Here is a 23070-nt window from a genome sequence, read left to right as displayed (position 1 = left end):
GCCCCATGACACTTCCAATCAACCACTTTAAGCAATCCCTGCTAGCGGGCAAGACACAAATTGGCTTGTGGTCCACGCTGCCATCACCGTACATTTCTGAACTGATTGCAGGCTGCGGGTTTGACTGGTTGTTGCTGGATACCGAGCACACTCCCACCGATGTGACGCAAATGATGGCTCAGTTGCAAGCCGTTGCAGGCGCCATTCCGATGGCTAACCGCCCGCCCAGCGCTGCCGTAGTCCGTCCCGCCTGGAATGACCCGGTGCTGATCAAACGCTATCTGGATATTGGCGCACAAAGCTTGCTGTTGCCTTTTGTTCAAAATGCCACAGAAGCACACGCTGCGGTGGCCGCTGTTCGGTATCCCACACAAGGCATGCGTGGCATGGGTGGCTCGGTTCGCGCCAGCAACTTTGGCCGTATCTCCAACTACATCCAAACTGCACATGAGCAGTTGTGTGTGCTGGTACAAATCGAAACGGCTCAAGCGCTTGCCAATCTCGATGAAATTGCCGATGTCGATGGCGTCGATGGCATCTTCATTGGCCCCGCCGACCTCTCCGCCAGCTTGGGTTACGCAGGCAACCCTCGCCACCCTGAAGTGGATAAAGCCATCAACGATGCCATCGTGCGCATCCGTGCCAAAGGCAAGGCCCCTGGCATTTTGATGGTCAACCACGAACGCGCGCAAGAGTGCATTACATTGGGAGCTCAATTCGTTGCAGTGGCCGCTGACTTGGTGGTTCTGCGCGAACATCTCGACCAAATTGCGGCCAAATTCTCGGGAACGAACACCGCCGCAGAACGCTCAAGCTATTAAGAGCGGTTAACACAACCCAGCATGTCGAAGGTTTGCGGTTGAAACTAGGCGCAAAACCGCAGGCAGTACGAGTAGTCCTACACGGTTTTGCTTTCGACGTATCAAGGGTTGTGTTAGTTGCTCTAAGCACGCTGGCATTCATGCCGCCCATTGCCTCTACTCGCCCATCACCAACACATGACGCACCACCACAACCTGATCAACGGCCAATGGGTTACCGGCCAAACCAGCACGAACAATATCAATCCGAGCAAGCTCGACGACACCATCGGCAGCTATGCCCAAGGCGATGCCAGCGATGTGGAGGCCGCCGTCGCGGCCGCCAAAGCCGCTTTCGGTGATTGGTCGATCAGCAGCATTCAAGTGCGCCATGACGCGCTGGACAAAATCGGCAATGAAATTCTCGCCCGCAAAGAAGAACTGGGGGAGTTACTGGCCCGCGAAGAGGGAAAGACCCGCCCCGAAGCGATTAGCGAAGTGGCCCGCGCTGGTCAAATCTTTAAATTCTTTGCCGGTGAATGCCTGCGCTTGGCTGGAGAGGTCCTGCCTTCTGTGCGCCCTGGTATTGGGGTGGAGATTACCCGCGAGCCCATTGGCATTGTCGGTTTGATCACTCCATGGAACTTCCCAATTGCGATTCCTGCCTGGAAGATTGCGCCTGCGCTGGCATATGGCAATTGCGTTGTACTCAAACCCGCCGATCTGGTGCCCGGCTCTGCCTGGGCTTTGGCCGAAATCATCCACCGCAGCGGTATTCCTGCTGGCGTATTCAATCTGGTGATGGGCCGTGGCCGTGTCATTGGCGAGGCTTTGGTGAATCACCCTGATATCGCCGCCATCAGCTTCACGGGCTCGGTCGGTGTAGGTCGTGGCATTGCGCAAAAAGCTGTTGAACAAGGCAAAAAAGTGCAGCTGGAAATGGGTGGGAAAAATCCGCAAGTCGTGCTCGATGATGCCGATCTGAACCAGGCCGTAGAGCTGTGCACGCAAAGCGCGTTTTACTCGACCGGCCAGCGCTGCACGGCTTCGAGTCGCATCATCGTGACCGACAAAATCTATCCTGCGTTCATCCAAGCCATGCAAGAGCGCATGGCAAAAATCAAAGTAGGGGCAGCCTTGGCATCGGGCACCGACATTGGTCCTGTGGTCAGTCAATCGCAACTGGAGCAGGATCTGGCCTATGTGGCTATTGCCAAGGACCAGGGGGGCGCGGTACTGGCCGGTGGCTCACGTGTGGCCTGCCATACAGGTAGTGGTGATGAAGGTTTCTTCATGGCCCCTGCCTTGATTGCCGACACCACGCCCGCTATGCGCATCAACCGTGAGGAGGTCTTTGGGCCTGTTGCCAGTGTGATTCGCGCAAAAGACTACGAAGAGGCGCTGGCCATTGCCAATGACACGGAGTTTGGCTTGTCTGCTGGTATTGCAACCACCAGCCTCAAATACGCCACGCACTTCAAACGCCACAGTCAGGCGGGTATGGTGATGGTGAACTTGCCTACCGCTGGTGTGGATTACCACGTGCCATTTGGTGGCCGCAAGGGCTCCAGCTACGGCCCTCGCGAGCAAGGTCGCTACGCACAAGAGTTCTATACCACCGTCAAAACCGCTTACCTATTGGCTTGACAGAGCGCCCATCAGGAACCGTTAAGAACAGACACCCCATGCCTCTTCAATAGACTAGACGTCCGTTGAGTACACGTCCGTTTCGCTGGGCAAAAATTGCCCCCCTTGCGTCAACGGTGCATACCGGTAGCTTGCAGGGGTCTGGCTGAGTTTGACTGGCGCACCAAGCCCTTGGTAGTCGCCTATGCGCACAACCATCTCGCGGTGCTGTGTATGTGCATGGTTGAGTGCCTGAGCAACATCCAGCACAGGCGCAGCGGGTACACCTGCAGCCATCAGGGCATCTGCCAGTTCTCGGGCGTTTGACGATGCCAAATGCGATTGCAGCAATGCCTTGAGTGCTTGCCGGTGGATGGAGCGCCCTTGGTTGCTGGAGAAACGGGCGTCTTCTGGCAAATCAGGCAACCCCACCAAACAGCAAAACGTAGCGAACTGCCGGTCGTTGCCAATCGCCAGAAAGACAGGACCTGTGGCCGTGTCCACCGTGTCATACGGGTAAATATTCGGATGGGCATTGCCCGTGCGCTGGGGTGTTTTCCCGCTCATAAACCAATTGGCTGCATGTGGGTGCAACAGGGACAAGCCACTGTCATACAGTGCCGCCTCTACCAACTGCCCCTGACCTGTACGTTGGCGTGCCTGCAAGGCAACCAACACGCCAATCACCGCATTGAGCCCGGTCACCATGTCCACCACTGGCAGACCTACGCGCAAAGGCTCACCATCGGCCTCGCCATTAATACTCATCAGACCAGACAAGGCCTGAACCGCTGCGTCATACCCAGGTTGCGCACCTAGAGGGCCATCACTGCCGAAACCACTGACACGGCACCAAATCAAGCGCGGAAAACGCTGCTGCAACTGGGCATACCCAATGCCCCACTTCTCCATAGTTCCAGTTTTGAAATTTTCGATCAGTACATCGGCTTGCTCAAGCAACTGCAACAACTTCTCTCGCCCAGCTTCCGTAGCAAAGTCCAGATGCTGAATTCTTTTATTGCGATTTAATCCGTAGTAGTACGACGCCACTGCATCGCGAAAGGGAGGCCCCCAAGTGCGTGTGTCATCTCCTTGAGGCGGCTCAATTTTGAGCACATCTGCGCCGTGGTCGCCCAACACCTGACCACAAAATGGGCCACCAAGAATACGAGAAACATCCAGCACACGAATGCCCGCAAGGGCTGAAGGATTGGGAATGGTTTGGCTCATAGATGTCAGTTGCACTTTTAAAAAACGAAACAATAGCCGGAGTGGCCAACTAAAAATGGCTCTCTTGAAGCCGCTCAACTAATTTGAAAGTGCCTGTTGCCAACGCCAGGAGTTGACCTTTTGCGTCATGCACCTGTCCTCTGGAAAAACACATCGCACGGCCTTGCCGCTCGCACACCGCAGATGCGAGCACAGCTCCTTGAGCCGGGGCTAAAAAGTGCACGGTCAAATCCAGAGTCACGACGCCATAACGGGCAGGATCATGTGCACGACACGCACTGGCTAAGGTGCAATCGAGCAACGTCGATAAAACGCCCCCGTGCACATCGCCTCGGCTGTTGGTGAACGCGGCGTTGTATGGCATAGCCACTTTGGCATGCAAATGGCCAATCTCTACCCCCTGCAGAGCCAGTGTGGCCGCCATCGGCATGGATAAACCAAACAACACCCCTTGAGGCTCGTCTACATCCGTAGCCATGAAAAAATCCTTTTAGTCCTGCCCGCAGGAAAGAGGCCTTGCACCTGCATCAGCCAGCGTAGCAATCGCTTTGCAGTGGGCCAAGTGCGCAATGGCCTCAGAAGGCATCTGCAGCCACTGCACCAGCACCTCTTCGGTGTGCTCACCCAACAGAGGTGGTGCGCTATAGCGCACAGCATGGTCTTGCATATTGAGCGCACTGCGCAGCAAAGGCACCGTGCTTCCATCTGCTCGCTGGCTATGCACCACCATTTGGCGGTGCTGCACTTGGGGGTCATCAAACACCGCTTGCATGTCATGGATGGCAGCGCACGGCACACCGGCAGCTTCAAGCTGCGCCAGCCATTGCGCGGAAGTGCGGCTGCGTAACACTGGCTCCATCACTGTATGCAACGCCTGCCGATTAGCCACCCGCGCAGCATTGCTGGCAAAGCGTTCCTGTTCACGCAAGGGACCTAACTGCAACGCACTGCACAAATGCTCGAATTGCCGGTCATTGCCAGCGGCCACCACCAGCCAACCATCAGCACTGGCATAAACACCGGAAGGCGCCGCTATCGGGTTGTTGTTGCCTTGTCGCTGTGGCACCCCCATCCCCATCAGAAAACCTTGCGCCAAATGCACATTGAACGCCACGCTAGCATCAAGCATTGCGGCATCAATGAACTGTCCTTTGCCGCTGATACTGCGTTGAATCAACGCCCCTAAAATAGCCACGCAAGCTTGGTAGCCCGCGACCAAATCGGTAGTTGGAATAGCCGTTCGCATGGGGCCTGCGCCGGGGCTCTGCTCTGGGACTCCACAGGTGCTCATCATGCCAGTCATCGCCTGCATGATGAAGTCATAGGCAGGTCGTGCTGCATAAGGCCCAGTATGGCCAAAACCCGTGATAGAGCAATGAATCAAACGCGGATTGGCCGCATGAATGGCCTGAGGATCCAAGCCCAAGCGCAGCATTCCACCGGCCTTGAAATTCTCAACCACGACATCAGCCTTCTGCAACAACGCCATCACCAGTTCACGGCCTTCTGGCGTCGCTAGGTCAACGGCAACGGAGCGCTTATTGCGGTTACATGCAAGGAAAAAATTGGATTGCCGCCCTGCCCCTTCAGGCGTTGAGGGTGACACCACCGCTGAGCCTAGTTGCCGTGCATCATCGCCCGTGCCAGGCACCTCAACTTTGACAACATCAGCCCCTAAATCTCCCAATAGCTGTGCACAAAATGGGCCGGCCAGTACTCGACTGAGATCGAGCACCTTAATACCCTGCAAAGGAGCAGAAACCGTAGTGCCCAGAGTCTCTTTTTCAATAGCCGCCATCATTTGACCAAGCCTTTGGCACGCAATTGCGCAACACGTTTTTCTTCGCGTTGCAAGGCATCCAAAGCGTACTGTCTGAATGCTTGGGAGTCTCGGTAATTGACCGGTTGATTCAAGTTACCCAACACCTTGACCGACGCGTCTGAGGCATTGGCAGCCTTGAATGCATCATGCAATACAGCCATCACTTTGGGGTCCATGCCTTCAGGCCCTGCAATACCATAGGGTGATTCAACCACTGCATCCACCCCCAACTCACGCAAGGTGGGCACATCAGGAAACTGCGCTACACGCTCGGCCGTGAACATTGCCAAATAGCGTAATCGGCCTGATTTGATGTGCTGAGACGCCACGCCTGAAAGCACCCCTGAATCCACGTGTCCGCCCAGCAGATCATTGGCCTGGTCAGCGTCCCCTTTGTACGGAACAACGTTGAGTGAAATGCCCTGTGCATCGGCCATCTCCGAAGCCACGATCGCAGGTGTTGCCAATGGCCCGGCTGCACCCAACGAAATTTTTCCGGGATGCGCCTTCACATCCTTGAGGTAATCGCCCCAATTCTGCCAAGGAGCATTGGCGGGAACAGCCAGTCCGAAGGTGTAGTCAGTCAGGTTGATGATGTAGGAAAATTTGGCCGGGTCGAACTGCACCTTATTAAGAAACGGCTCCCGGTATACGCTGGCAGGAATCATCGACAAGGTATAGCCATCAGGTTGAGCGCGCGCAAGCATGGCTGCACCAAAAGTACCATTGGCGCCTGGCTTGTTTTCAATCACGATGTTCTGGCCCAGCAGTTGACTGGCACGTTCGGCAACCACCCGCATATGCGTATCGGTGGGGCCTCCCGCGCCATAAGGCACGATCAATTGAATGGGTTTATTCGGGAAACTCTGCCCCCATGCCGCAGTGCTGCCCATGGCGACCAGCGTCAATCCTATGCCCCAAGCTACCAGTTTGGCCTTGCCAAGACGTTCAAATGCATTGTTCATGTTGTCTCCTGTTGTTGATCATGCCTGCGCCTTCAAGAACCACTTAGAGCGGCTAACACAACCCAGCAAACCAAAGGTTTGCGGTTCAGACTAGGCGCAAAACCGCAAGCAGTACGAGTAGTACGACAAGGTTTTGCTTTCGACGTATCAAGGGTTGTGTTAGTCGCTCTTAAGGTTCATGGCGCTTGTTGTTGTCTCTCCCACCCGTGCCACACCAAACTCAATCGAGCTTGGCACCGGCTTGCTCTACCACTACGCGCCACTTCTCCAGCTCAGAAGCGATGAAGCTTGCCAAGTACTGCGGACTGTGGTTTTGCGCAATCTCCAGGCCTTGCGCACTCAGACTTTGCTGCACCTTGGGGCTGAAGAGCACTTGACTGAAAGCCGCATTGAGTTTGTCAAGGCGCGCTTGTGGTACACCTTTGGGGGCCACTACGCCAAAGAAAACACTCACGTCATAGGCTGGTAAACCTTGCTCAGCAATCGTCGGGATGGTCGGTGCTGCTTGCGACTTGTTTTTTGTCGCCACACCCAAGGCTTTGACCTTGTCTGACTGGATATATGGCAGGGCAGTCAAAATATCAGTGAAGGTCATATCAACCTGACTGCCCAATAAATCGGCCAATGCAGGCCCAGTGCCACGGTAGGGCACATGCAGCAAATTCGTTCCTGCCATCCCATTGAACAACACGCCTGCCAGATGTGATGAAGCGCCATTGCCTGAAGATGCGTAGCTCAGCTTGCCTGGGTCTTTCTTGTCCAGCGCAATCAGCTCTTGTACATTGCTAACTGGCAAATCCTTGCGCACCACCAATACATTAGGCAGGTAGCCCACGTACAAAATAGGTGCAAAACTGGTGCGAGGGTCGTAGTCGATCTTGGAATACAAACTGTGGTTAATAGCCAGCGGCCCTGATGTACCGAACATGATGGTGTAGCCATCCGGGGCGGAACGTGCCACGGCCGAAGCGCCAATATTGCCACCAGCACCTGTCTTGTTGTCCACCACCACGGTTTGCCCCAACACAGTCCCCACCTCACTGGCCAACAAACGGGCCATGGCATCTGTCGGGCCTCCGGGCGGAAACGGCACGACAAAAGTGATTGTTTTGTCTGGAAAGGAATCTGTTTGAGCCCATGCAGTCCCCACCGGCACACAAGTCGCCGCCCCCACTGCACAAGCCAAGGCCACAATGCGCTGCACTAAAAACTGTGTCTTAAAAATAGAAATAAACATGTTTTGTCTCCTGTAATGGGCGGCTTGGTTGCAGCAGCCTCTTGCTTATGAACTCTTACTTTTGGAATGCAAACGCAGACCTGAAAAATTCCTCTATCCGCACAGGCCAGCGCTTACAGCGCTGCAGCCTTTTCGGATGGCACAGGCATAGACCAGTCTTGCGGAGTGAGAGGGTCTGACAGCGGATCTCGCGGCAGCACCCGATGGAGCAACACCAATTGCGCCAGACGCAAGCGCTCATGTCCGGCGGACCCGCCCATCTGACTGCCCTCCCACGCCATAGCAATCGCGCTGGTGCAGTGGTAGAGGGCTGAAGCCGCTTGACGCGCCAGCTTTTCATCGGCGTCATGTGCTGCTTTTTCTGCAAAAACGGCTGCTTTTTGCAATGCCTGCTGCAGTGCTGCTTTCAATGCCGCTGCAGCAGGCGTATCGTCCAATAACGCAGTACAGTGCTGCAGCAAGACTGGAAGCGAGTTTTCACGCTTGATCGCCCGCATGACATCCAAAGCAACGATATTGCTGGTGCCTTCCCAGATGGAGCCCAGGTGCGCATCCCGAACCAAACGCGGATCGCTCCACTCTTCGATGTAACCACACCCTCCACGAACCTCCATCGCATCACCAGTGACTTTGCGCGCATCACGACAGGCGCGAAACTTGATCATCGGCGTCAAAATGCGCAGCAAGGCATAAGCGCCCTCTTCCCCTGCATCAGAGCGTTGCAAAGCCCGCGCCGTCTGGAACACCATCGTGCGCGCCTGTTCCGCAGGCACGCGCAACTTGTCAAGCTGGCGCTGCATCAAGGGCATATCTTGCAAGGCTTTGCCAAAAGCGCGGCGCTCACGTGCAATGTATTCGGCCTCAGCCACAGCGCGGCGCATCATGCCCGATGAGCGCACACCATTCGATAAGCGCGAGTTGTTGACCATGTCTGCCATTTGCACAAAGCCACGGCCAGGCTCCCCAACCAAATACGCCACGGCGCCTTCGAGACGAATTTCCCCGCTAGCCATGGAGCGTGTGCCCAACTTGTCTTTCAACCTAATAATGCGGTAATGGTTGTGGCTGCCATCATCCAGATCGCGCGGCAACAAAAACAACGAAACCCCTTTCATACCAGGCGCAGCACCATCCATACGGGCGAGAACCATGGCAAATTCTGCGTCTGGGTTCGAGCAAAACCACTTATCACCGTACAAACGCCAGGCCCCCTCTGCATCCGGCTTGGCCAACGTGAGGGTATTGGCAATGTCAGAGCCTGCGGCCTGCTCCGTCATGAACATAGCCCCTTGCGCCATCTCGGCCACGTCGGTTTCAATCAAGCGTGGCAAATAGCGTTCAATCAACGCAGCATCACCAAATTTCTTTAACGTGCGGGTAAGCGAGTCGGTCATCGACAGGGGGCAGCACAAACCAAATTCCGCCTGCACGAACAAATAGGTCAAAGCGTATTTGACCAGCGGGGGCAATCGCCCTTGCCAGCCCAGCACATCGTCTCGGTGTGAAATCACCGACAAACCAAACTGATTCCAAGCAATGTGCTCCATCTCCACATACGCTGGGTGCTTGAGCACGCGCTGTTCGTCCACTCCCACTCGGCTGCGGTATTGGAGCTCTGGCGGGTTTTTATCGGCAATGCCTGCCAGTTCATCCAACCGACCACCGGCCAGTTCGCCCATGCGTTGGAAATACGGTTGGAGGTGCTCAAAAACGGTTTTGGGCAAATACAACTGCAGCAATCGCTGCAGTTGCAAGTCGTCAGCGTAAAGGCTGCGCCCGTGGCGATCAGGAACCGGGTGGGTGGTGGAATCCAACATGCAAGCAACTCCTCTTGTCCTTGTGCAGTGGCCACGACTGTGTGGCCTCACTACACGGGCATTGTGCGCACCGCGCAATTCATGTCCAATATCGTTTATATCTTCATCAATACTTAATAAGTATTGATTTCCCGGGTTAGCCCTATCTCCACCTCGTACGCCCAAGCCACGACCATGGATTTAAGACTGTTACGCTACTTCATTGCATTGGCAGAAGAGGTGCACTTTGGCCGGGCAGCGCAGCGTCTGGCTATTTCGCAACCACCGCTGTCCGTGGCCATTCGCCAACTTGAGCAAGCGCTCAACGCCCAACTCTTTATGCGCAGCAGCAAGGAAGTGCGCTTAACGCCTGCGGGCGAACATTTGCTGCCCCGCGCCCGTCAACTGCTTGAAGATTCGCGCCAATTGGCTGCGCAAGTCCACAACGTGGCCATTGGCCAAGGCGGGCATTTACGCGTAGGGTTCGTGGCTTCGTCCATATACAGGGGCTTACCCCAAGCAATTTTGCGGTTTCAAGCATCCTTACCCAAAGTCCAGCTCGACATCACCGAGCTCAATACCAGCGAACAAGTCACAGCGGTGTCTGCCGGCCGCCTGGACATGGGGTTGATCCATGCCAGCCCCCTGCCTAGCAACTTGCAAAGTTGCGTGCTGGAAAAAGAATCCTTTGTCTGCTGCCTGCCCGTCACCCATTCCTTGAGCCAGCATCCATCGATTGACCTGGCCAACTTGGCAGGTGAGCAGCTGATTTTGTTTTCGCGCCAGGCGTCCCCGGCGTACCATGAGCAAGTACTGGGCCTGTTGCGCGGCAGCGGCGTGGAGCCCGCCCACGTGCATGAGGTGCGCCATTGGCTCACCGTGGTGGCGCTAGTCTCTCGCGGGATTGGAGTGGCGCTGGTGCCCCATGCGATGAGCCGCACCCGCCTGCCTGGCACCGTATTTCGGCCTTTGGTGGGGCGTCACCCACTCTCGACCAGTCTTGCCATTTGGCGCAAAGGGCCGCCTAATGCCTTGATCGCCAGCTTTACACATGCGCTGCAAGCCGAGCTGGGCCATCTCTCAGAGTCCGCTGATGGACAATAATTTTGAACACCTAAGCCTCAACACATCCAACTTTTCTGACCGCATGACTGGCTAGGCAGCTATGGGACAATAGCGCCCTTACCGCATACAGAAACCAAGCCTTTCTTGGCCCATTGCCTTTATCTATTTCATCAGGAGCACCGCGCATGTCATTGGCTTTGTATATCGTGCTGAACGATCCGGAGCCCGGATTTGATACTTTTGTCGATGGTAAGGCTCTGGCCAGTGCTACCGATGAAGTGGACGCACTCTGTGAAGAGGCTGGTTTGCCGCTTCTCGATTCGTTCGTAGGCCAAAGTGAAGAAGAGCTCGACGGCTTCGCGCACGAGAGCGATGATCCGGAGGACGACAACCGTTGGGATGACGAAACACCAACAGGTGGTCAGTGGTGGGATGCAGCAGAAGGCGTAGCCTGGTTGCAAGGCGTGATGGAACTGATCGAAGAAAATCCAGACGCACTGGACGACGCTGAAGGCGTATTGAGCGACATGGGCGACTTTCTTCATGTCTTGGAAAAAGCCCAAGCCGCGCGCTTGCACTGGCACTTCGCCTGGGACTTTTGATCCCCCTTCACGAACACAGCGTCTGCCCCGAGCAGCAACTTTTCCCCACAAGATGCGCACAGCGCACCATCAACGCCACCAGGCAGAAATGAGATTTGGCATGAGCGTGGAAACCGCCTATCAGGCAGTCTTAGCAGAAAAAGGCTACACCGCAGACCCTGCGCAATTGCGTGCTGTGAGCGCATTGCAGCGCTGTGCTGACGAATGGAGCGTGTACAAAAGCAAACGCTCCAGCCGCCTGAAAAAACTGGTCAACCACCCCGACATCCCTAAAGGCGTGTATATGTATGGGGGCGTGGGACGCGGTAAGAGTTTCTTGATGCAGTGCTTCTACAAAGAAGTCCCCATTGAGCGAAAAGTGCGCCTGCATTTTCACGAATTCATGCGTGAGGTGCACCGCGAACTGCATGCTTTGCAAGGCACACGCGACCCCCTTGATAAATTGGGCGCACAAATTGCTAAACGCTACAAGCTCATCTGTTTTGATGAGTTTCATGTGGCCGACATCACCGATGCAATGATTCTCTACCGCTTGTTGGTGGCACTGTTCGATAACGGTGTAGGTTTTATTACCACTTCCAACTTCAAGCCCGACGAACTCTACCCCAATGGCCTGCACCGCGACCGGATCTTGCCAGCCATCGCCCTGCTCAACGAGCGCATGGAAGTCATCAATGTAGACAATGGCACTGACTACCGCCGCCGCACCCTGCACCATGTTGAGCTCTACCATTGCCCCAACGGCCCCCAAGCAGATGCGGCCATGACCGAAGCCTTCAACAGCTTGGCAGAAGCGGCCGATGAAGAAGCCGTGATGCGTATCGAATCACGCCGCATTCCTGCCCAACGCCGTGCAGGAGGGGTGATCTGGTTCAGTTTCGATGACCTGTGCCGCGGTCCTCGCTCACAGAACGACTATCTGGAAATTGCCAACCAGTTTCACACCGTCATGCTTTCTGATGTGCCACAAATGTCGGTCAATCTCGCCTCAGAAGCGCGACGCTTTACCTGGTTGGTGGACGTGCTGTATGACCGCTGCGTCAAGCTCATCATCTCCGCGCAAGTGCCACCTGAACAGCTCTATCTGCAAGGCCCATTGGCGCATGAGTTTCCGCGTACGGTCTCGCGCCTGAATGAAATGCAGTCGCAGGAATACCTCGCACTGGAAAAACGCGTAGTGGATACCAGTCTGACCTGAATGCCTTAGAACGTGTTGACGCTCTAAGGCGCTCCCAACCAGACAAAGACACAAACGTTTTCAAAAGAGTCCCTGCATGGGCACTTGTTGAAAGCGCCCTAAATCCCTGACAATCCGCATCGAACCTGCGCGCGCCATTGCATGCCTGCGCAGTCGATTGCATTGCACACCTACCTCACCGCCATGTCTGCCGTTTTCAACTTCACCTTTGTTCCGTGGTTTCGTTCGGTTGCGCCTTACATCCACAAATTCAGGCATCAAACCTTTGTGGTGGGTATTTGTGGCGAAGCCATTGCCGCGGGCAAACTCGAAAACTTAGTGCAAGACTTGGCTCTGGTGCACAGCATGGGCGTCAAGATTGTTCTGGTGCATGGCTTTCGCCCTCAGGTCAATGAGCAGCTACTGGCCAAAGGCCACCAGCCCCAGTACTACAAAGGCAATCGCATCACCGACCCTGCCGCTTTGGATGCTGCGCAGGAAGCGGCAGGCCAACTGCGCTTTGAAATAGAAGCCTGCTTTAGCCAAGGCTTGCCCAACACGCCAATGGCTGGCTCGAAAATTCGCGTTATTTCCGGCAACTTCATCACAGCACGGCCTATGGGCATCTTGGATGGCGTGGACTTTCAGCACACCGGCAAAGTGCGCAAAGTCGATGCCGATGGTATTCGCCATGCCCTAGAGATGGATTCGGTCGTCTTGCTCTCACCATTTGGTTCCTCGCCAACGGGAGAAGCCTTTAACCTCTCTATGGAAGAAGTCGCCAGCTCCATTGCCATCTCCCTGAAAGCTGACAAGCTCATCTATGTCGGAGAGGTCCCCGGCATCCGCAAGAACTCGGAAGCGCCAGCCAGCGAAGACAACCCGATCATCACTGAAATGAACTTGGCCGACGCCAAGACCATCTTCAAGAACGCGCCTGAAGCCGAGGAGCCCACCGACACAGGCTTTTACCTCAAGTACTGCATCAAAGCGTGTGAAGGCGGTGTTGAACGCAGCCACATCATCCCCTTTGCCGTTGATGGCTCATTGCTATTAGAAATCTATGTTCACGATGGCATTGGCACCATGGTGGTTGACGAGCGCCTGGAAGAAGTGCGCCAAGCCACAGCCGATGATGTGGGCGGCATCCTGCAGTTGATTGAACCGTTCGAGAATGACGGCACACTGGTCAAGCGCAGCCGCACTGAGATTGAGCGCGACATCAACAACTACACCATCGTTGAACATGATGGTGTTATTTTTGGCTGCGCCGCGCTGTACCCATACCTGGAGAAAAGCACCGGCGAAATGGCCGCAGTCACCGTCTCGCCGCACTCGCAAGGCCAGGGCGATGGCGAAAAGCTGCTCAAACGCATCGAACAACGCGCTCGTGCCATGGGCATGACCAGCATCTTCGTGCTCACCACCCGCACCATGCACTGGTTCATCAAGCGCGGCTTTGAAGTGGTCGACCCAGAGTGGCTCCCTCAAGCGCGCAAAGACAAATACAACTGGAGCCGCAAGAGTAAAGTGCTGGTCAAGCACCTGTGAGTGACCACTCACGACCGTCTCAAGCGCCACCATTAAGAGCGGCAAAAACACCCCAGCAAACCGAAGGTTTGCGATTGAGACTAGGCGCAAAACCGCAGGCAGTACGAGTAGTACGACAAGGTTTTGCTTTCGACGTATCAAGGTTTGTGTTCGTCTCTCAAAGAGCCCCGTTTACTTGGCACGCTGTGCAAGCGCACAGATCGTCATCTCCACCAGACATGGTTCTCGACTGAGGCAGCCGCATTCACCCCATGCCGCCTGTGCTCCTGCATAGGGGCTATGCATTTTTCACCATTGTCTCGCCCCTCTGTTAGCCGCTATGCTCTATAAGCGATGAGGCAGATGGGCTTGTTGTGGCATGAGTACAAAGCAAGCAGTAGCAACTGCACTGGCCGAACCAGAACACATGACCATCGTTTGCGTTCACATACAGTGGCCTGCAGTCTGCTCAAGCATCAACCCGATGCTTTGCCTTCATGCCCTCGCATAGTAAAAATCGGACACCGACAATAAGGTGCGGCCTATAACAGCAGGAGACAATCATGAATACACCAAACCGAACATTTGCAGCGCGTTCGCTGCTCGCCTGTGCGAGCGCATGGGCGCTATCAACTTTGCTTGTGCCTTCTGCACAAGCCCTCACCCTGACTGATGATCTGGTCAAAATCGGTGTGTTAACCGATATGGCGGGCCCCTATTCCGGCATGGGTGGGCCAGGCTCTGTCGTTGCGGCGCGTATGGCAATTGATGACTGCTTGAAGGCTGAATGCAAAGGCATGAACATTGAACTGGTCAGTGCTGACAACCAAAACAAAGCCGATATTGCTGCCTCACGTGCGCGCGAGTGGTTGGATGTGCAGAAAGTAGATGCCTTGGTGGATCTGACCAATTCAGCAGGAGCATTGGCGATTCAGCAAATCATCAAAGAGCGTGGCGGTATTGCCATGTATTCAGGCCCTGCCACCACGCGCTTGACCAATGACGATTGCGCACGCAATGGTTTCCACTGGATGTTTGACACCTATTCGCTTGCCGCTTCGCCGGTGGCCGCGATGACACAACAGGGTGCGAAAAAGTGGTTTTTTGTGACAGTGGATTACGCTTTTGGCCACTCTTTCGAAAAAGACGCTACTGCCGTGGTCAAAGCCAACCATGGTGAAGTGGTGGGTTCAGTCAAGCACCCGCTCAATGCCAGTGACTTCTCTTCCTTCTTGCTGCAAGCACAATCCTCTGGCGCTGATGCCATTGCATTGGCCAACGGCGCACAAGACACCGTCAACGCGATGAAAGCAGTGCAAGAATTCGGGATTGGTGGCGGCAAGCAACAAATTCTGGCGATGCTGGTCTTCCTCACCGACGTGCACTCCATGGGGCTGGAGACTGCCAAAGGGTTGAAATTCTCGGAAGGTTTTTACTGGGACATGGACGAACAGACGCGGGCATTCTCTGAGCGCTTTGCCAAATTGCACCGCGGCAACAAACCCACTATGGTGCAAGCAGGGGTGTATTCCAGCACGCTGCATTACCTCAAATCAGTCGCTGCTGCAGGGACCGATGACTGGAAAGTCGTCGCAGAGAAAATGCGCGAATTGCCGATTGAGGACCCCATCATGCGCAATGCATCCATCCGTGATGACGGGCGCGTTATCCACGACATGTATATGTTTGAGGTAAAAACGCCGCAAGAGTCCAAAGGGCCATGGGATTACTACAAACTTGTCAGCACTATTGCCGCTCAAGATGCTTTCCAGCCACTTGAAACATCGACTTGCCCATTGCTCAAGAAATAATGCCTAAGGATTAAAGGCGCTGCGCAGCGATGCCGCTGTTTGGATGCAACGCCATTCTCACAGCGGCGATCAGAGAGCGTGGAATGTATGGTGCCTCGATGCACCATGGCCTGTCTGTGGAAGGGCCGCATTGCTCCCTTGCCTACTGATCATTCGGCCCCCATTCATCCAACCATTGCATCTGGTGGGCCTTGCCCATCAGAACATCGGCATTCAGCGCCATGACGTGGCGAAGATAATCCCACAGCGCACGGACTCTGGACAAGTCACGTTGGTCGGGGGTGCTGGTGAGCCAAAAACTGCGGCGAATGTCCACTTGCTCAGCCAAAACGGGAACCAACTGGGGATGCAGTTGCCCCATAAAACAAGGAAGGATGGCAATACCCAAGCCTGAGCATACGGCTTGGTATTGCGCAATGATGCTGGTGCTTTTAAAAAAAGGGGTGAGCGATGGCATCCACTGCTTGAGTGAAAACTGCTCCTTGGTAAACAGCAAGTCGTCGACGTAATCGATCCAGCGCAAATGCCGAAGATCTTCAGGCCCCTGGATGGGCCCAACTTCATCCAAATAGGCTTGGCTGGCATAGGGCATCAATCGGTAATCTGTCAATTTACTGACGATCAGACTCTCTATCGAGGGCCGCTCCAAACTAATGGAAAAATCAGCTTCGCGTTTGGAGAGGTTGATATGCCGCGGCATAGGCAACAGCTCTACTGTCAACCCCGGATGCAAGCGAGAAAACCGTGCCAAATGCGGTGCCAGAAAGAAGCTGCCAAACCCTTCAGTAGCGCCTAAGCGAATTTCCCCGGTCAATGAAGAGATACCGCCGCGCACATCCTGCTGGGTGGTATTAAGAATGGCCTCGACTTTTTCTACTTGCTCCAGTAAGCGCTGACCAACGCTGGTCAGGATATGCCCTTGCGAATGGCGCTGAAACAACTGCGCCCCCATGTCTTGCTCCAGTCGATGCACATGGCGCGACACCGTCGATTGGTTCACGTCCAAGCGATGCGACGCCTTGAGCGCTGATTTCTCGCGTGCCACGGCCAAAAAAAATCGCAAACTATCCCAATCAAATTGCGCCATGCGAACCTTTGGTCGCACAACCAAGCAAGCTGCCAGCCTTGCATCGGCTATGCAAAATTACATGAAAAGAATGCAATTTTAGGCTAACCGCTGGCTTGTTATGCCTTGTAGGATTGCATTGGCTATGCAAATTACAACACAAGGCACCCCATCTACGGATGCGGAGGCTCTTGCACCATCCATGGAGACATGTATTTATGAACAACCTGATTGGCCACTTCATCAACGGCCAGATTGAAATCGACGTCCACGCGCAAACCCACCCCATTGTGAACCCCTCCACCGGGCAAGAAAGCGCACGCCTGACATTCGCGGACGCAGCGACACTCAACAAAACCGTGGCCATTGCAACGCAAGCGGGGCACGCATGGGGCCAAAGCTCACATGCGGCACGACAAGCCGTGGTGTTCAAATTTCGTGAACTCCTGATTCAGCATACCGATGCTTTGCTGGAGCTGATTGGCAAAGAGCATGGCAAAAATGCACCGGATGCCAAAGGTGAGATCGGACGTGCGATTGAAGGTGTGGAATTCGCCTGCAATGCCCCTCATGTCACCAAAGGCGAATTTGCCACGAATGTGGGAGGCGGCATTGATGTGTATTCGCAGCGCGTTCCGATTGGGGTTGTGGGCTGCATTACGCCCTTCAACTTCCCCGTGATGGTGCCCGTTGTGATGACCACCATGGCCGTTGCGGTAGGCAATGCGGTGATTCTGAAACCGTCAGAGAAAGTGCCAAGTGCTGAGGTGATGCTGGCACAGTTATGGAAACAAGCAGGCCTGCCCGACGGGGTATTCAATGTGCTGCATGGTGACAAGGCACTGGTTGACCACATGCTCGAACACCCGGGTATCGCTGGCATTAACTTTGTGGGTTCCACCGCCGTAGGGGAGTACATCTACCACAAGGGCACCGCGCACAATAAGCGCGTAGCCAGTTTCACGGGCGGCAAAAACCACATGGTTGTCATGCCTGATGCCGATCTGGAAGCCGCAGCCACAGCGTTTGTCTCCGCAGGGTATGGCTCTGCCAGCCAGCGCTGCATGGCCGTTTCACTGCTGCTGCCAGTGGGGCAACAGACTGCTGAGAAATTGCTGGCATTGATCGTCCCCAAGCTGCAATCATTGAAAGTGGGCCCCTATAGCGATGCGCAAGTGGATTTTGGTCCGGTGGTGTCTGCACAATCCAAAGTAGCTGTCGAGCAAGCCATTGCCAGATGCGTTGATGAGGGCGGCCAACTTGTGCTTGATGGTCGCGGCCTCAAGGTAGCGGGTTACGAAAACGGCTTCTACTTAGGCCCCACCTTGTTTGACCATGTCACCACCAACATGCAGTTGTACAAAGAAGAAATTTTTGGCCCGGTGCGGGGCATCATTCGCACCAGCAGCTTGCAAGAGGCCATTGCCATCACCAATGCCAACGACTACGGCAATGGCGCAGTTCTGTTCACTCGCGATGGAAAATCCGCGCACAGTTTTTCAAACCAAGTGGAAGCGGGCATGATCGGCATCAACGTTCCTGTGCCGTTGCCAGTTGGTTATTTCAATTTTGGGGGGCTTCGCCGCTCAAAATTTGGCGATGGGCATATGTTCGGCCCAGATGCTGCGCGTTTTTACACCAAAATCAAAACGGTTTCGCAACGCTGGCCTGATGCCGATGAAGCAGCAGCCGGCCTGTCACTGGCATTTGACTCCAAATAGTGCGACTACTGGCGCTACACCCCATGTCTTTGCGTTTGAAGCGCCAGTATTTGTGAAGTAAAAATATAGCGGCTGCACCCAATTAGGTGCAGCCGCTATACGTTCTTCTCTCTGGTTATCTCCAGCGGTCATTAACCTCCAAACCACTTGGCTGGCACTGTAACCAATTGCGGAAACAGCACCATCAGGAACATCACCCCAAACTCTGCGAGCATGAAGGGTAATACCCCTCGAGTGACTTCATCCATCTTCATCTTGCCAACCCCAGCAACCACATTAAGTACCACGCCAACTGGCGGAGTGATCAGGCCGATGGAGTTGTTGATGATGAACATCACACCAAAATACACTGGGTCAATTCCTGCGGCATACACCACGGGCATCAATACAGGCGTCAGGATCAAAATAGTCGGCGTCATATCCATCACGGTGCCCACAGCCATTACCAACATCATCAGCGCAATCATCAGCAATATCTTGTTGCCCATGAATGGCTCCACCAAGGCCACGACCATAGAAGGCAAGCCCGCTACTGTAATGAGCCACGCGCTGACCATCGCTGCTGCAATCAAAAACATCACTACAGCACTGATCTTGGCTGCGCTAACAAACACTGCATAGAGTTGGCGCACACTCAGCTCTTTATAGACGAATGCCGAAATGCAAAAGGCATAAACCGCTGCCGCCACTGCAGCTTCCGTCGGTGTAAAAACACCCATGCGCAGTCCAACCAAAATGATGACCGGCAACATCAGGGCCCAAACCGCTTCACGCGCAGCCAACCAGATTTCGCGTTTCGACTTACGCGGCGGTGGCTGAATCGTCTCCCGGCGAACCAACCAAGCCCAAGTCACCCACAGTGCGCCACCAATCAACATGCCCGGAACGATGGCAGCCATAAAGAGCTTAGAGATGGAGACATTCGCAGCAACCCCAAAGATTACCAAGCCAATACTGGGAGGGAGCACAGGCGCAATAATGCCTGCTGCTGCAATCAAACCGCCAGAGCGCGCTTTGTCATGCCCCGCCGAAACCATCATGGGCAACAACAATGCCGATAACGCAGCCGCATCAGCTACGGCAGAGCCCGACAATGCGGCCAGCAGACAGCCCGCCATAATGGTCACATAACCCAATCCACCACGCACATGCCCTACCAAAGTCAGCGCCAAATTGACTATCCGGCGCGACAATCCACCCGCATTCATGATCTCGCCAGCAAGCATGAAAAATGGAATGGCCAGTAATGGGAAACTGTCCGCACCACCAATCAAGTTTTGAGTCAGGATTTGCGCGTCAAACAAGTCCAGTTGCCACATCAGCGCCACGCCACTTAACAGCAAAGCAAATGAAATGGGCATACCGATGGCCATCGCCAACAACAATGTGCCCAGAAATACAGCGATGATCATTTGGTCTCGCTCCCAGATTGTGTTGAGATTGGTGGGTGCTCTTGTGCATGCAATGCATGCGAAAGCGCGGCGGCATCCTCCGTTTCCTGGATCGCGACCAACTCGCCTTCTGTCATGTTTCCACACAGCAAGCGCAGCAAGTCAACCGTCAGAAGCAGTGCTGCGCCAACGGCAAAGGCAATACCTGCCGCATAGACGATAGCCAAAGAGGCACCAGTCACAGGGGCCTGAACATCCCAGTTGATCCGTGTTTGCACCACACTGCCCTCAAACACCAGCCACACGATGTAGAGCATCAGCGAATAGCTAAGCAGCAGGCACAGTTTTCGCGCGGCCAAGGGCAAACGCACGACCAGCATGTCCACCCCCAAATGCGCCCTCTCGCGCAAGGCGACCACAGCACCTAAAAAAGTAATCCAGATGAAAAGCCAGCGCGAGACTTCCTCTGAAATCATGATCCCGGAATTGAAACCATAGCGCAGCACCACATTGCCGAATACCAACACCACCATAATCGCCAGCATGAGGGCGATCAGTCCATCAATGATTCGACAGACCCCGTCGATCCATTTATTCATCTGTTTGTCTCCTTACCAAGCGCTCTGCGGCGCCAAACAGCCACGCGGTTTTTCCTTTGCATAGGCCATGCACAACTCAGGAGGCACTGCTTTGAAAAACAATGCCTCCTTAAAACCCAAATAGCTCTCGCGATGCGTCAGCCTTGCCTTATACAGCCCGCACCATTTCAGTAACCGCACGCAATGCGGCTAAGTACGACTGTGGCCCCAAGCCCTGAATAGTGCCGCGCACGGCTGGGGAAATGATGGAATGCGCGCGCCAAGTCTCGCGTGCGGCGATATTGGACATATGCACTTCAATCACCGGAAAAGGCATGGCCTTGATCGCGTCATGCAGTGGAACGCCATGCTGGGTCAAACCAGCAGGGTTGACCAATGCCCCCTGCGCAGAATCAATATTCTGGTGCAGAAAATCAATCAACGCACCCTCGTGGTTAGACTGGATACTGGCCACTTCCACATTCAATTCAGCGGCCAGCTTGGCAATGCGCGCGTCTATTTCTGCGAGCGTAGTGGTGCCGTAGATATGCGGCTCCCGACGCCCAAACAGATTCAAATTGGGGCCATGCAGAACAAGTATTTTCATGTTGTGATTCACTGGTTTTGTTATTGTTGGCCGCGAATGCGTTGCAACTCATCGTTGTATAGCTTCACGATAGCTGGGTCGTACTGGCTGGCAAACTTATCCACCACCGGCTTGACGATTTCACGCATGCGCGAGACTTCCTGCGCGCTGATTTCATTGAATTCAGCGCCACGTTTTTTGAGCTCTTGCACTGCTGTACTCGCGGCCTCACGGCTGACTTGGCGCTGGTAAGCACGCGCTTCATCGGCTGCCTCATGCATCCATTGCTGCTCTTGCGGTGTCAACTGATCCCAGAATTTTTTACTGACCAACACAATATTGGCTGCATACACGTGGTTGGTTGCACTGACGTACTTTTGCACTTCATAGAACTTGTTAGACAAGATCACTGCAAACGGATTTTCCTGACCGTCCACAGCTTTGCTCTCCAAAGCGCCGTACAACTCTGCAAAGGGCAATGGCACAGGGTTGGCTTTGAAGGACTGGAACGTCTCCAAGAAAACAGGGTTGGGAATCACGCGGATTTTCAGGCCGGCCAAATCTTCCGGTTTGGTGATGGGGTGACGGCTATTGGTCACGTTGCGAAAGCCCAAATCCCAGTACCCCAAAGCGACCAATCCCTTTTCCGGCAATTTGCTGATCAGCGTTTGGCCAAGCGGGCCATCGAGCAGGGCATCGGCCTGCTCGAAACTACTGACAGCAAAAGGGAAATCAACCAGACCGAATTCCTTCACAATCCCAGCCAGCGACGTGGTAGCTGGCGCATACATTTGCTGCACCCCACCTTGCAATGCCGATTGCTGCTGTTGCTCGTTGCCCAACTGGTTGGAAGGGAATTCCTGCACTTTCATTTTCCCGTCGCTCTTGGCAGACAGGATTTCAGCAAAACGTTTGACGCCAAAACTGACCGGGTGATCGGTGTTGTTCAAATGGCCAAACCGGATAGTGCGTTCTTTTTGTGCCCATGCCGGAACGGCCAGAGCCAAGCAAATACCAGCAGTTGCGAGTGTGCGCAAGATATTCATGGGGTGTCTCCAAGTTATTGATAATGGGTCGATGCCTTCGCACCGGGTTGCATGCGCATCGACACAGCCGCATCATACACAAATGGAAAGATTTTCCAAAATGGAAATTTAATTCAAAATGGAATTTATTTTATTGTTTGATACAGTGATGGTCGTGCAGCACACAAAACCGTACAACGGCTCACCGCTGCAGATGTTGGAGAAGTTATGAGTGCTGTTATAGAGCGCAGCTTGCAGGTGTTGGAACACCTGGTTTCGCACCCACATGGGCGCCCCCTGTCTGCCTTGGCCGCAGACCTTGGTATACCTTTATCCGCCTCACACCGTTTGCTCAGCGAATTGGTGCGCTGCGGCTATGTCCGGCAAAACGAACGTGACGGGCATTACCTGCTCACAATCAAACTGGTATCGCTTGGACTGACTTTCCTGAGCAATTCAGGCATCGTGGATGTTGCGCAACCGCTGCTGGACGAATTGGCACAAACCTCTGGAGAATTGGTGCGTTTGGCCGTCGTGGATGGGGATGACCTGACCTTCGTGGCCAAATCTCAGGGAGCCACGCATGGCCTGCGATACGACCCCGACATGGGGTTGTCGGTCACCCTTTCGTGCAGTGCTGCAGGCCATGCATGGCTGTCAACCTTGTCGGAAGACCAAGCTCTGTCACTAATCGCCAAACAAGGGCTTGGAGCGCCTGAGCGCTTTGGCCCACGAGCGCCCACCAGCATCAAAGAAGTCATGGACTATGTCGCAGCAGCACGCCTGCAGGGGTTCAGTATGATTGACGAGGTGTTTGCCCCCGGCATGACAGCCATGGCCGCCCCGGTTGTGGGCACCGATGGCCATACCCTTGGAGTCATCACCATTGCAGGCCCCGCTGTACGACTGACACCTGAGCGCATGCGCACCTTAGGGCCCGTCATTCAAGCGACTGCGCAGCAGGTTTCCCGCGCCAGCGGTGCATCAGCCCTATTCAAACGCCAGACCTAAAACATCGGTACGCTCATGTAAACAACGCAGC

Annotated in this window: 20 protein-coding genes; 9 read left to right on the top strand and 11 right to left on the bottom strand. The window is 54.6% G+C overall.

The window, feature by feature from the left end; genetic code table 11:
- Nucleotides 1-5 precede the first annotated feature (5 nt).
- Together E9531_RS00350 and E9531_RS00345 are read left to right on the top strand one after the other, a co-directional pair.
- A complete protein-coding gene (locus tag E9531_RS00350) occupies nucleotides 6-821 on the top strand; it encodes an aldolase/citrate lyase family protein (RefSeq protein WP_136571755.1) in 816 nt (271 codons plus the stop codon).
- A gap of 177 nt (nucleotides 822-998) precedes the next feature.
- The gene (locus E9531_RS00345; RefSeq protein WP_136571754.1) at nucleotides 999-2447 is read left to right on the top strand and encodes an aldehyde dehydrogenase family protein; all 1449 of its coding nucleotides are present in this window, start codon (nucleotides 999-1001) and stop codon (nucleotides 2445-2447) included.
- Nucleotides 2448-2501: 54 nt separating this feature from the next.
- Here E9531_RS00345 and E9531_RS00340 read toward each other — a convergent pair whose 3' ends face one another.
- The 6 genes from E9531_RS00340 to E9531_RS00315 all read right to left on the bottom strand — a co-directional run bounded on the left by E9531_RS00340 (nucleotide 2502) and on the right by E9531_RS00315 (nucleotide 9497).
- Complete coding sequence (locus E9531_RS00340; RefSeq protein ID WP_136571753.1) at nucleotides 2502-3656, bottom strand: CaiB/BaiF CoA transferase family protein; 1155 nt, start codon at nucleotides 3654-3656, stop codon at nucleotides 2502-2504.
- A 49-nt stretch (nucleotides 3657-3705) separates the two neighbouring features.
- Nucleotides 3706-4134 carry a PaaI family thioesterase gene (locus E9531_RS00335; protein WP_136571752.1) on the bottom strand — a complete coding sequence of 143 codons (429 nt, stop codon included), beginning with the start codon at nucleotides 4132-4134 and terminating at the stop codon, nucleotides 3706-3708.
- 12 nt (nucleotides 4135-4146) lie between these two features.
- The gene (locus tag E9531_RS00330; protein ID WP_136571751.1) at nucleotides 4147-5454 is read right to left on the bottom strand and encodes a CaiB/BaiF CoA transferase family protein; all 1308 of its coding nucleotides are present in this window, start codon (nucleotides 5452-5454) and stop codon (nucleotides 4147-4149) included.
- Nucleotides 5454-6443 (bottom strand): tripartite tricarboxylate transporter substrate binding protein, encoded by a 990-nt coding sequence (locus tag E9531_RS00325; protein ID WP_136571750.1) that lies wholly within the window; start codon nucleotides 6441-6443, stop codon nucleotides 5454-5456. Before E9531_RS00325 ends, E9531_RS00330 begins: the two co-directional genes overlap by 1 nt.
- A 220-nt stretch (nucleotides 6444-6663) precedes the next feature.
- The gene (locus E9531_RS00320) at nucleotides 6664-7680 is read right to left on the bottom strand and encodes a Bug family tripartite tricarboxylate transporter substrate binding protein (protein WP_136571749.1); all 1017 of its coding nucleotides are present in this window, start codon (nucleotides 7678-7680) and stop codon (nucleotides 6664-6666) included.
- A 113-nt stretch (nucleotides 7681-7793) separates the two neighbouring features.
- A complete protein-coding gene (locus tag E9531_RS00315; RefSeq protein WP_136571748.1) occupies nucleotides 7794-9497 on the bottom strand; it encodes an acyl-CoA dehydrogenase family protein in 1704 nt (567 codons plus the stop codon).
- A gap of 174 nt (nucleotides 9498-9671) precedes the next feature.
- Between E9531_RS00315 and E9531_RS00310 the strand changes: the two genes are divergently transcribed.
- The 5 genes from E9531_RS00310 (at nucleotide 9672) to E9531_RS00290 (ending at nucleotide 15661) form a co-directional block, all read left to right on the top strand.
- Nucleotides 9672-10580, top strand: coding sequence for a LysR family transcriptional regulator (locus tag E9531_RS00310; RefSeq protein WP_136571747.1), 909 nt, complete (start codon nucleotides 9672-9674; stop codon nucleotides 10578-10580).
- A 146-nt stretch (nucleotides 10581-10726) separates the two neighbouring features.
- Nucleotides 10727-11143 carry a hypothetical protein gene (locus E9531_RS00305; protein WP_136571746.1) on the top strand — a complete coding sequence of 139 codons (417 nt, stop codon included), beginning with the start codon at nucleotides 10727-10729 and terminating at the stop codon, nucleotides 11141-11143.
- Between the two features lie 100 nt (nucleotides 11144-11243).
- On the top strand, nucleotides 11244-12341 hold the full coding sequence (zapE, locus tag E9531_RS00300) for a cell division protein ZapE (RefSeq protein ID WP_136571745.1): 1098 nt from the start codon (nucleotides 11244-11246) through the stop codon (nucleotides 12339-12341).
- A gap of 183 nt (nucleotides 12342-12524) precedes the next feature.
- Entirely contained in the window at nucleotides 12525-13871 is a 1347-nt protein-coding gene (argA, locus tag E9531_RS00295) for an amino-acid N-acetyltransferase (RefSeq protein ID WP_136571744.1), read from the top strand.
- Between the two features lie 542 nt (nucleotides 13872-14413).
- Nucleotides 14414-15661 (top strand): ABC transporter substrate-binding protein, encoded by a 1248-nt coding sequence (locus E9531_RS00290; protein ID WP_136571743.1) that lies wholly within the window; start codon nucleotides 14414-14416, stop codon nucleotides 15659-15661.
- A gap of 142 nt (nucleotides 15662-15803) precedes the next feature.
- Here the strand turns inward: E9531_RS00290 and E9531_RS00285 are convergent, their stop codons facing one another.
- On the bottom strand, nucleotides 15804-16748 hold the full coding sequence (locus tag E9531_RS00285; protein ID WP_136571742.1) for a LysR family transcriptional regulator: 945 nt from the start codon (nucleotides 16746-16748) through the stop codon (nucleotides 15804-15806).
- Between the two features lie 197 nt (nucleotides 16749-16945).
- Here E9531_RS00285 and E9531_RS00280 point away from each other — a divergent pair, with 197 nt between their 5' ends.
- Complete coding sequence (locus E9531_RS00280) at nucleotides 16946-18448, top strand: CoA-acylating methylmalonate-semialdehyde dehydrogenase (protein ID WP_136571741.1); 1503 nt, start codon at nucleotides 16946-16948, stop codon at nucleotides 18446-18448.
- A gap of 131 nt (nucleotides 18449-18579) precedes the next feature.
- Here E9531_RS00280 and E9531_RS00275 read toward each other — a convergent pair whose 3' ends face one another.
- From E9531_RS00275 to E9531_RS00260, 4 genes are all read right to left on the bottom strand, one after another.
- Complete coding sequence (locus E9531_RS00275) at nucleotides 18580-19860, bottom strand: TRAP transporter large permease (RefSeq protein ID WP_136571740.1); 1281 nt, start codon at nucleotides 19858-19860, stop codon at nucleotides 18580-18582.
- Nucleotides 19857-20438 carry a TRAP transporter small permease gene (locus tag E9531_RS00270; RefSeq protein WP_136571739.1) on the bottom strand — a complete coding sequence of 194 codons (582 nt, stop codon included), beginning with the start codon at nucleotides 20436-20438 and terminating at the stop codon, nucleotides 19857-19859. Before E9531_RS00270 ends, E9531_RS00275 begins: the two co-directional genes overlap by 4 nt.
- 148 nt (nucleotides 20439-20586) lie before the next feature.
- The gene (locus tag E9531_RS00265) at nucleotides 20587-21024 is read right to left on the bottom strand and encodes a type II 3-dehydroquinate dehydratase (protein ID WP_136571738.1); all 438 of its coding nucleotides are present in this window, start codon (nucleotides 21022-21024) and stop codon (nucleotides 20587-20589) included.
- A gap of 20 nt (nucleotides 21025-21044) precedes the next feature.
- Nucleotides 21045-22049 carry a TRAP transporter substrate-binding protein gene (locus E9531_RS00260; protein WP_136571737.1) on the bottom strand — a complete coding sequence of 335 codons (1005 nt, stop codon included), beginning with the start codon at nucleotides 22047-22049 and terminating at the stop codon, nucleotides 21045-21047.
- A gap of 207 nt (nucleotides 22050-22256) precedes the next feature.
- On the opposite strand from E9531_RS00260, the gene E9531_RS00255 reads away from it, so the two are divergent.
- Nucleotides 22257-23039: an IclR family transcriptional regulator gene (locus tag E9531_RS00255; protein WP_136571736.1), complete on the top strand. Its 783-nt coding sequence runs from the start codon at nucleotides 22257-22259 to the stop codon at nucleotides 23037-23039.
- Nucleotides 23040-23070 lie beyond the last annotated feature (31 nt).

Source organism: Lampropedia puyangensis (assembly GCF_004833285.1).
Lineage (GTDB): Bacteria > Pseudomonadota > Gammaproteobacteria > Burkholderiales > Burkholderiaceae_C > Lampropedia > Lampropedia puyangensis.
The sequence above is the reverse complement of the archived record's forward strand: the minus strand, read 5'-3'. Positions and strand labels throughout refer to the sequence as shown.

Excerpts from the sequence above, each read along its gene's own strand:
- E9531_RS00350 (WP_136571755.1), top strand. The coding sequence starts at position 6 with ATGACACTTCCAATCAACCACTTTAAGCAATCCCTGCTAGCGGGCAAG.
- E9531_RS00345 (WP_136571754.1), top strand. The coding sequence starts at position 999 with ATGACGCACCACCACAACCTGATCAACGGCCAATGGGTTACCGGCCAA.
- E9531_RS00340 (WP_136571753.1), bottom strand. The coding sequence starts at position 3,656 with ATGAGCCAAACCATTCCCAATCCTTCAGCCCTTGCGGGCATTCGTGTG.
- E9531_RS00335 (WP_136571752.1), bottom strand. The coding sequence starts at position 4,134 with ATGGCTACGGATGTAGACGAGCCTCAAGGGGTGTTGTTTGGTTTATCC.
- E9531_RS00330 (WP_136571751.1), bottom strand. The coding sequence starts at position 5,454 with ATGGCGGCTATTGAAAAAGAGACTCTGGGCACTACGGTTTCTGCTCCT.
- E9531_RS00325 (WP_136571750.1), bottom strand. The coding sequence starts at position 6,443 with ATGAACAATGCATTTGAACGTCTTGGCAAGGCCAAACTGGTAGCTTGG.
- E9531_RS00320 (WP_136571749.1), bottom strand. The coding sequence starts at position 7,680 with ATGTTTATTTCTATTTTTAAGACACAGTTTTTAGTGCAGCGCATTGTG.
- E9531_RS00315 (WP_136571748.1), bottom strand. The coding sequence starts at position 9,497 with ATGTTGGATTCCACCACCCACCCGGTTCCTGATCGCCACGGGCGCAGC.
- E9531_RS00310 (WP_136571747.1), top strand. The coding sequence starts at position 9,672 with ATGGATTTAAGACTGTTACGCTACTTCATTGCATTGGCAGAAGAGGTG.
- E9531_RS00305 (WP_136571746.1), top strand. The coding sequence starts at position 10,727 with ATGTCATTGGCTTTGTATATCGTGCTGAACGATCCGGAGCCCGGATTT.
- zapE (WP_136571745.1), top strand. The coding sequence starts at position 11,244 with ATGAGCGTGGAAACCGCCTATCAGGCAGTCTTAGCAGAAAAAGGCTAC.
- argA (WP_136571744.1), top strand. The coding sequence starts at position 12,525 with ATGTCTGCCGTTTTCAACTTCACCTTTGTTCCGTGGTTTCGTTCGGTT.
- E9531_RS00290 (WP_136571743.1), top strand. The coding sequence starts at position 14,414 with ATGAATACACCAAACCGAACATTTGCAGCGCGTTCGCTGCTCGCCTGT.
- E9531_RS00285 (WP_136571742.1), bottom strand. The coding sequence starts at position 16,748 with ATGGCGCAATTTGATTGGGATAGTTTGCGATTTTTTTTGGCCGTGGCA.
- E9531_RS00280 (WP_136571741.1), top strand. The coding sequence starts at position 16,946 with ATGAACAACCTGATTGGCCACTTCATCAACGGCCAGATTGAAATCGAC.
- E9531_RS00275 (WP_136571740.1), bottom strand. The coding sequence starts at position 19,860 with ATGATCATCGCTGTATTTCTGGGCACATTGTTGTTGGCGATGGCCATC.
- E9531_RS00270 (WP_136571739.1), bottom strand. The coding sequence starts at position 20,438 with ATGAATAAATGGATCGACGGGGTCTGTCGAATCATTGATGGACTGATC.
- E9531_RS00265 (WP_136571738.1), bottom strand. The coding sequence starts at position 21,024 with ATGAAAATACTTGTTCTGCATGGCCCCAATTTGAATCTGTTTGGGCGT.
- E9531_RS00260 (WP_136571737.1), bottom strand. The coding sequence starts at position 22,049 with ATGAATATCTTGCGCACACTCGCAACTGCTGGTATTTGCTTGGCTCTG.
- E9531_RS00255 (WP_136571736.1), top strand. The coding sequence starts at position 22,257 with ATGAGTGCTGTTATAGAGCGCAGCTTGCAGGTGTTGGAACACCTGGTT.